Origin of the sequence: Streptomyces niphimycinicus (genome assembly GCF_018883605.1) — a bacterium.
Taxonomy (GTDB): Bacteria; Actinomycetota; Actinomycetes; order Streptomycetales; family Streptomycetaceae; genus Streptomyces; species Streptomyces niphimycinicus.
In genome coordinates, this window is sequence record NZ_JAHLEM010001131.1 from 1 (window position 1) to 593 (window position 593).

A 593-nucleotide genomic window follows, 5' to 3' on the forward strand; every position below is an offset into this window, starting at 1 on the left:
TCGCTGCGTTCTTCCCAGAACCCCCACGCGATCGACACCCCCGGCAACCCCTGCGCCCGCCGATGAACAGCCAACGCATCCAGAAACCCATTCGCCGCCGCATAACTCCCCTGACCCGCATTCCCCAACACACCCGCCGCCGACGAAAACAACACAAACGCCGACAGATCCAACCCACACGTCAACTCATGCAAATACCAAGCCCCCAACGCCTTCGGCCCCAACACCCCCACCAACCGACCCCCATCCAACGAACCCACCACCCCGTCATCCACCACACCCGCCGCATGCACCACCACACTCAACCCCACAACCGACCCCACCAACTCCGCCACCGCACCCCGATCACCCACATCACACGCCACCACCCGCACCCGAGCCCCCAACCCCTCCAACTCCCCAACCAAACCCCCAACACCCGGCGCACCCCACCCCCGACGACTCACCAACACCACCTCACCCACCCCATACACCGACACCAAATGACGCGCCACCAAACCACCCAACAACCCCGTCCCACCCGTCACCAACGCCACACCACCACCCACACCCCCACCACCAACCGCACCAACCGCACCAACCGCACCAACCGC

At 65.1% G+C, this 593-nt stretch carries 1 protein-coding gene; it reads right to left on the reverse strand.

The annotated features are described in order from the left end of the window. Window positions 1-548 (reverse strand): KR domain-containing protein (locus KN815_RS48195; RefSeq protein ID WP_372458663.1); only part of this gene is annotated, 548 nt, incomplete at its 3' end. Window positions 549-593 lie beyond the last annotated feature (45 nt).